This is a genomic window from Mycobacterium sp. TH-M116, from assembly GCF_057473685.1.
Genome location: NZ_JBYCLC010000249.1, coordinates 1 through 6916 on the forward strand (window position 1 = coordinate 1; position 6916 = coordinate 6916).

Genomic DNA, 6916 nt, shown 5'->3' on the forward strand with positions numbered 1-6916 from the left:
GCAGCGCGAGCTGGCCGGGACGTTGTCCGCGGCGCTGACGGCGGGCGCGCACTCCGCGACGGCGGGCCCTGCGGCGGCGCTGGAGGCGGCCCGCGCCGTGCTGGCCGCGGTGCCCGCGATCGAGGTCGACTACCTGGAGCTGCGGGCAGCCGACCTCGGCCCGCTTGGCGACGGCGGGCCCGGTCGGCTGCTGGTCGCCGCGAGGCTGGGCGGCACCAGGCTGCTGGACAACGTCTCTGTCGAACTGGGAGCTTCCGCCGGCACCGACGGGCCGGACCGACACGTTCAACCACTGTGGAGGAATTGATGTTACGGACGATGCTGAAATCGAAGATTCACCGTGCCACGGTCACGCAGGCCGACCTGCACTATGTCGGCTCGGTGACGATCGACGCCGATCTGATGGACGCCGCAGACCTGCTCGAGGGCGAACAGGTGACCATCGTCGACATCGACAACGGTGCCCGCCTGGTGACCTACGCGATCACCGGGGAACGCGGCAGCGGAGTGATCGGAATCAACGGCGCCGCCGCGCATCTCGTGCACCCGGGCGACCTGGTGATCCTGATCGCCTACGGGACCATGGAAGCGGCGGAGGCCCGTGTCCACCGGCCCCGGATCGTGTTCGTGGACGCCCGCAACAAGCCGATCGACCTGGGCAGCGACCCGGCCTTCGTGCCCGACCTGGAAATGTCGGTGGCGGGCGAGCTGCTGAATCCGCGGATGGGTGTGCGGTAACCGTGCTGCTGGCCATCGATGTCCGCAACACCCACACCGTCGTGGGGCTGCTATCCGGCGCGAAAGAACACGCCAAGGTGGTGCAGCACTGGCGGATCCGCACCGAATCGGAGGTCACCGCCGACGAATTGGCGTTGACCATCGACGGCCTCATCGGCGACGACTCCGAACGGCTGACCGGCGCCGTCGCCCTCTCCACCGTCCCGTCCGTGCTGCACGAGGTGCGAGTCATGATGGATCAATACTGGCCGTCGGTGCCCCACGTGCTCATCGAGCCCGGGGTGCGCACCGGCATCCCGCTGCTGGTGGACAACCCCAAAGAAGTGGGCGCAGACCGGATCGTCAACTGCCTGGCGGCATTTCAGAAGTACGCGGGTGCGGCCATCGTCGTCGACTTCGGTTCCTCGATCTGCGTGGACGTGGTGTCGGCCAAAGGCGAGTTCCTCGGCGGCGCCATCGCACCCGGAGTGCAGGTTTCCTCCGACGCCGCCGCGGCGCGCTCTGCCGCGTTGCGCCGCGTCGAATTGTCCCGGCCCCGTTCGGTGATCGGCAAGAACACCGTCGAATGCATGCAGTCGGGTGCGGTGTTCGGGTTCGCCGGCCTGGTCGACGGTTTGATCGCCCGCATCCGTGACGACGTGAAAGGTTTCGGCGGCGACCCGGGCGATCAGTTCACCATCGTGGCCACCGGCCACACCGCACCGCTACTGCTCCCCGAACTGCAAACCGCCGCTACCTACGACCGGCACCTGACCCTGCACGGCCTGCGATTGGTCTTCGAACGCAACCGGGAGACCCAGCGCGGCCGGCTGAAAACGGCACGCTGAGGGCCCGGCGTGCGCGCCGAGCCTGCATGCAGCGAGTCGTCCGGTGTCATTTCGCGCCGTGGGTGCAGTCTCGGCGTGGTCAGCGCAGGCTCGATGCCCGCAACCGGTGGTCTCTGGAAGTCAATTAAGCTGGCACGTCGTGAGCGGCGCCGACCCAGACCTTCCCGAGCAGTTCCGGATCCGCCGGGACAAGCGTGCCCGCCTGTTGGCCCAGGGCCGTGAGCCTTACCCGGTCGACATCACGCGCACCCACACCCTGGCCGAGGTCCGCGACGCCCACCCCGACCTGCCGGTCGACACCGCGACCGACGATGTCGTCGGCGTCGCGGGGCGGGTGATCTTCGCCCGAAACTCCGGAAAGCTGTGCTTTGCGACCCTGCAGGACGGTGACGGCACCACCCTGCAGGTGATGATCAGCCTCGACGGGGTGGGCCGCGAGTCGCTCGACGCGTGGAAGGCCGACGTCGACCTCGGCGACATCGTGTACGTGCACGGCACCGTGATCAGCTCCCGCCGAGGCGAATTGTCGATCCGCGCCGATCGCTGGCAGATGGCGTCCAAGTCGCTGCGGCCGCTGCCCGTCGCGCACAAGGAGATGAACGAAGAGTCGCGGGTGCGGCAGCGCTACGTCGACCTCATCGTCCGTCCGCAGGCGCGATCGGTCGCCCGCCGGCGAATCGCCGTGGTCCGGGCGATACGCGGCGCGCTCGAGCGGCGCGGCTTTCTCGAGGTCGAAACCCCGATGTTGCAGACGCTGGCAGGCGGTGCGGCGGCCCGGCCGTTCGTCACCCATTCCAATGCTCTCGACATCGATCTCTACCTGCGGATCGCACCGGAACTCTTCCTCAAGCGCTGCGTGGTCGGCGGTTTCGACAAGGTCTTCGAACTTAATCGGGTGTTCCGAAACGAAGGATCCGATTCCACGCATTCTCCGGAATTCTCGATGCTGGAGACCTACCAGGCTTATGGAACGTACGACGATTCGGCAGCGGTTACCCGCGAGCTTATTCAAGAGGTGGCCGACGAGGCGATCGGCACCAGACAACTCCCGCTGCCCGACGGCAGTGTGTACGACATCGACGGAGAATGGGCGTCGATCCGAATGTACCCTTCGCTGTCGACGGCGCTCGGTGAGGAGATCACCCCGGAAACTACGGTCGAACGGCTCACCGCGATCGCGGACCGGCTCGGGGTCGAGATTCCGGAAAACCGTGGATTCGGACACGGTAAGCTCGTCGAGGAACTGTGGGAACACCAGGTGGGCGGCACTCTGACCGCGCCCACTTTCGTCAAAGACTTTCCAGTCGAGACAACACCTTTGACGCGCCAGCATCGCAGTATCGCGGGTGTCACCGAGAAGTGGGACCTGTACGTGCGGGGAGTGGAGTTGGCCACAGGCTACTCCGAATTGAACGATCCGGTGGTGCAGCGCGAGCGATTTGCGGCACAAGCCCGCGCGGCGGCCGCCGGTGACGACGAGGCCATGCTGCTCGACGAAGATTTTCTCGCCGCGCTGGAGTACGCGATGCCGCCGTGCACCGGAACCGGAATGGGGATCGATCGGTTGTTGATGTCTTTGACGGGGCTCACAATTAGGGAGACGGTTTTGTTCCCGATTGTTCGGCCGCACTCGAGCTGAAAGTTCTGCTGTACGGCCCGCGTCGCGATTGAGTATGCTGCGTTATTATGACAGATTAGTGGGCGGGGAGGTCCTTACCAATCCGCTCGGCAACTGTTCAGGACGGAACGCGAGGGTAAGCAAATGGCAAAAAAAGTGACCGTCACCTTGGTCGACGATTTCGACGGTGCGGGCGCAGCCGACGAAACGGTCGAATTCGGGCTTGACGGGGTGACCTATGAGATCGATCTTTCGGCCAAGAATGCCGCGAAACTGCGCGGCGACCTGAAGCAGTGGGTCGCTGCCGGGCGCCGCGTCGGCGGCCGGCGCCGCGGGCGTCCCGGCTCGGTTCGCGGCCGCGGCACCATCGACCGCGAACAGAGCGCGGCAATCCGCGAATGGGCCCGTCGCAACGGTCACAACGTCTCGACGCGCGGCCGTATCCCGGCCGACGTCATCGACGCTTTCCACGCGGCGACCTGACCTGCCGCGTGACGACGCCCGGGCCGCGTTGCCCGGGCGTCGGGCGTTTGACACGTTCGCTGGCGGCGAAATGGTCGGGAGCGGCCGCAGGAAACGAATCGGGCGTGCGTCTCGTTTCCCTAGTTGCGACCGCCGTGCCCGAGTCGTCACGGAACCGCAAGGTTAGGAACCCCGGCGGGCCGACCATTACAGTGGACGGCAGGTACGCGATGCCGACCGCACTGGATCGCCGGTGAGGTTGTACCGATGGTGAGGAAGAGCAGGTAGCCGCCAATGTTTGAGAGATTTACCGACCGTGCCCGCAGGGTCGTCGTCCTGGCGCAAGAAGAGGCCCGGATGCTCAACCACAACTACATTGGCACCGAGCACATCCTGCTGGGTTTGATTCACGAGGGTGAAGGCGTCGCGGCGAAGTCGCTCGAGTCGTTGGGCATCTCGCTCGAGGGCGTCCGCAGCCAGGTCGAGGAGATCATCGGCCAGGGCCAGCAGGCCCCGTCGGGACACATCCCGTTCACGCCGCGCGCCAAGAAGGTCCTGGAGCTGAGCCTGCGCGAGGCGCTGCAGCTGGGCCACAACTACATCGGCACCGAGCACATCCTGCTGGGCCTCATCCGAGAGGGCGAGGGAGTGGCAGCCCAGGTGCTGGTGAAGCTCGGCGCCGAGCTCACCCGGGTTCGCCAGCAGGTGATACAGCTGCTCAGCGGCTACCAGGGAAAGGAAGCCGCGGAGGCCGGGACCGGTGGCCGCGGCGGGGAGTCCGGCTCGCCTTCGACGTCGCTGGTGCTCGACCAGTTCGGGCGCAACCTGACGGCCGCCGCGATGGAGGGCAAGCTGGACCCCGTCATCGGCCGCGAAAAGGAAATCGAGCGGGTGATGCAGGTGCTGAGCCGGCGCACCAAGAACAACCCGGTGCTGATCGGCGAGCCCGGCGTCGGCAAGACCGCCGTCGTCGAGGGCCTTGCGCAGGCCATCGTGCACGGCCAGGTTCCCGAGACGCTGAAGGACAAGCAGCTCTACACCCTCGACCTGGGCTCGCTGGTCGCCGGCTCGCGTTATCGCGGTGACTTCGAGGAACGCCTGAAGAAGGTGCTCAAGGAGATCAACACCCGCGGCGACATCATCTTGTTCATCGACGAGCTGCACACGCTCGTCGGGGCGGGCGCCGCCGAGGGCGCGATAGACGCCGCGTCGATCCTCAAGCCCAAACTGGCCCGCGGCGAGTTGCAGACGATCGGTGCCACCACGCTCGACGAGTACCGCAAGTACATCGAGAAGGACGCCGCGCTCGAGCGCCGCTTCCAGCCGGTGCAGGTGGGCGAGCCGACGGTCGAACACACCATCGAGATCCTCAAGGGTCTGCGCGACCGCTACGAGGCGCACCACCGGGTGTCGATCACCGATTCGGCGGTGGTAGCCGCCGCCACCCTGGCCGACCGCTACATCAACGACCGGTTCCTGCCCGACAAGGCGATCGACCTGATCGACGAAGCGGGCGCCCGGATGCGGATCCGCCGGATGACCGCCCCGCCGGACCTGCGCGAGTTCGACGAGAAGATCGCCGATGCGCGCCGGGAGAAGGAGTCCGCGATCGACGCCCAGGACTTCGAGAAGGCCGCTAGCCTGCGCGATCGGGAGAAGCAGCTGGTGACTCAGCGGGCCGAGCGCGAAAAGCAATGGCGCTCCGGTGATCTTGACGTGGTCGCCGAGGTGGACGACGAGCAGATCGCCGAGGTGCTGGGCAACTGGACGGGCATCCCGGTGTTCAAGCTCACCGAGGCCGAGACGACACGACTGCTGCGCATGGAAGACGAGCTGCACAAGCGGATCATCGGCCAGGAGGACGCCGTCAAGGCCGTCTCCAAGGCGATCAGGCGCACCCGCGCCGGGTTGAAAGACCCCAAGCGCCCGTCGGGTTCGTTCATCTTCGCCGGCCCCTCCGGGGTCGGCAAGACCGAGTTGTCCAAGGCGCTGGCCAACTTCCTGTTCGGTGACGACGACGCGCTCATCCAGATCGACATGGGCGAGTTCCACGACCGGTTCACTGCGTCGCGGCTGTTCGGCGCCCCGCCGGGGTACGTCGGCTACGAGGAGGGCGGCCAGCTCACCGAGAAGGTGCGGCGCAAGCCGTTCTCGGTGGTGCTGTTCGACGAGATCGAGAAGGCTCACCAGGAGATCTACAACAGCCTGTTGCAGGTCCTCGAGGACGGCCGGCTCACCGACGGGCAGGGCCGTACGGTCGACTTCAAGAACACCGTCCTGATCTTCACGTCGAACCTCGGCACGTCGGACATTTCCAAGGCAGTCGGCCTCGGGTTCACCCAGGGCGGCGGCGCCAACGACTACGAGCGGATGAAGCAGAAGGTCAACGACGAGCTCAAGAAGCACTTCCGGCCGGAGTTCCTCAACCGCATCGACGACATCATCGTCTTCCACCAGTTGACCCGCGACGAGATCATCACGATGGTCGACCTGATGATCGGCCGGGTCGCGGGCCAGCTCAAGGTCAAGGACATGGCCCTTGAGCTGACCGACGCGGCGAAGTCGCTGCTGGCCAAGCGTGGCTTCGATCCGGTGCTGGGCGCGCGCCCGTTGCGGCGCACCATCCAGCGCGAGATCGAGGACCAGCTCTCCGAGAAGATCCTCTTCGACGAGGTCGGTCCCGGTCAGGTCGTCACCGTCGACGTGGACAACTGGGACGGCGAGGGCGCCGGTGAGGACGCGGTGTTCACGTTCACCGGTACCCGCAAGCCGCCGCCTGAGCCGGATCTGGCGAAGGCCGGAGCCCACACCGCCGGCACGACGGGGCCCGACACGCAGTAGCGATCGCAGCAAACGGGCGGCCTGGCGATCGCGACCGCGGCGGAGCCGGGCGAAGCGGGTCGCCGCCATCGGACTACTCTGTGACGGGAGTGACCGCCCGTTTTCCCGCGACCAGGGGGTGGGCCTGTGCTCATCGTCACTACGAACGACATCCCGGGCTGGGAGATTGAGCGGGTGTGCGGCGAGGTGTGCGGGCTGACCGTGGGGTCGCGAAACGCGATCGTGCCACCCGGTGCCGGCATCAGGTCCATTTTCGGCGGTGAGTTGGCGGGCTTGACGAAGAACCTCGCCGACAGCCGCAACCAGGCGACGGACCGTCTCATGGCCGAGGCGCACAACCGCGGAGCCAACGCGATCGTCGGGATGCGGTTCGACACCACCGAGATCGGCGACGGGCTGACCGAGATCTGCGCCTACGGCACGGCAGTGC

General features: G+C 66.6%; 7 protein-coding genes. All 7 read left to right on the forward strand.

Annotated features, from left to right (window positions below; translation table 11 throughout):
- Nucleotides 1-307: pantoate--beta-alanine ligase (locus tag AC2VOK_RS12355; RefSeq protein ID WP_428900728.1), on the forward strand; the 307-nt coding region annotated here is incomplete at its 5' end.
- Nucleotides 307-738: an aspartate 1-decarboxylase gene (panD, locus tag AC2VOK_RS12360; protein WP_428900729.1), complete on the forward strand. Its 432-nt coding sequence runs from the start codon at nucleotides 307-309 to the stop codon at nucleotides 736-738. The genes AC2VOK_RS12355 and panD, both read left to right, overlap by 1 nt.
- A gap of 2 nt (nucleotides 739-740) precedes the next feature.
- On the forward strand, nucleotides 741-1565 hold the full coding sequence (locus tag AC2VOK_RS12365) for a type III pantothenate kinase (protein ID WP_428900730.1): 825 nt from the start codon (nucleotides 741-743) through the stop codon (nucleotides 1563-1565).
- A 139-nt stretch (nucleotides 1566-1704) separates the two neighbouring features.
- Nucleotides 1705-3204: a lysine--tRNA ligase gene (lysS, locus tag AC2VOK_RS12370; RefSeq protein ID WP_428900731.1), complete on the forward strand. Its 1500-nt coding sequence runs from the start codon at nucleotides 1705-1707 to the stop codon at nucleotides 3202-3204.
- 123 nt (nucleotides 3205-3327) lie between these two features.
- Nucleotides 3328-3666 carry a histone-like nucleoid-structuring protein Lsr2 gene (gene lsr2 / locus AC2VOK_RS12375; protein ID WP_421531294.1) on the forward strand — a complete coding sequence of 113 codons (339 nt, stop codon included), beginning with the start codon at nucleotides 3328-3330 and terminating at the stop codon, nucleotides 3664-3666.
- 273 nt (nucleotides 3667-3939) lie between these two features.
- Nucleotides 3940-6486, forward strand: coding sequence for an ATP-dependent protease ATP-binding subunit ClpC (gene clpC1, locus AC2VOK_RS12380; RefSeq protein WP_428900732.1), 2547 nt, complete (start codon nucleotides 3940-3942; stop codon nucleotides 6484-6486).
- Between the two features lie 126 nt (nucleotides 6487-6612).
- Nucleotides 6613-6916: YbjQ family protein (locus tag AC2VOK_RS12385; protein ID WP_428900733.1), on the forward strand; the 304-nt coding region annotated here is incomplete at its 3' end.

Bases quoted from the DNA above. Each gene is read 5' to 3' on its own strand.
- lsr2 (WP_421531294.1), top strand. From the start codon at position 3,328: ATGGCAAAAAAAGTGACCGTCACCTTGGTCGACGATTTCGACGGTGCG.
- panD (WP_428900729.1), top strand. From the start codon at position 307: ATGTTACGGACGATGCTGAAATCGAAGATTCACCGTGCCACGGTCACG.
- clpC1 (WP_428900732.1), top strand. From the start codon at position 3,940: ATGTTTGAGAGATTTACCGACCGTGCCCGCAGGGTCGTCGTCCTGGCG.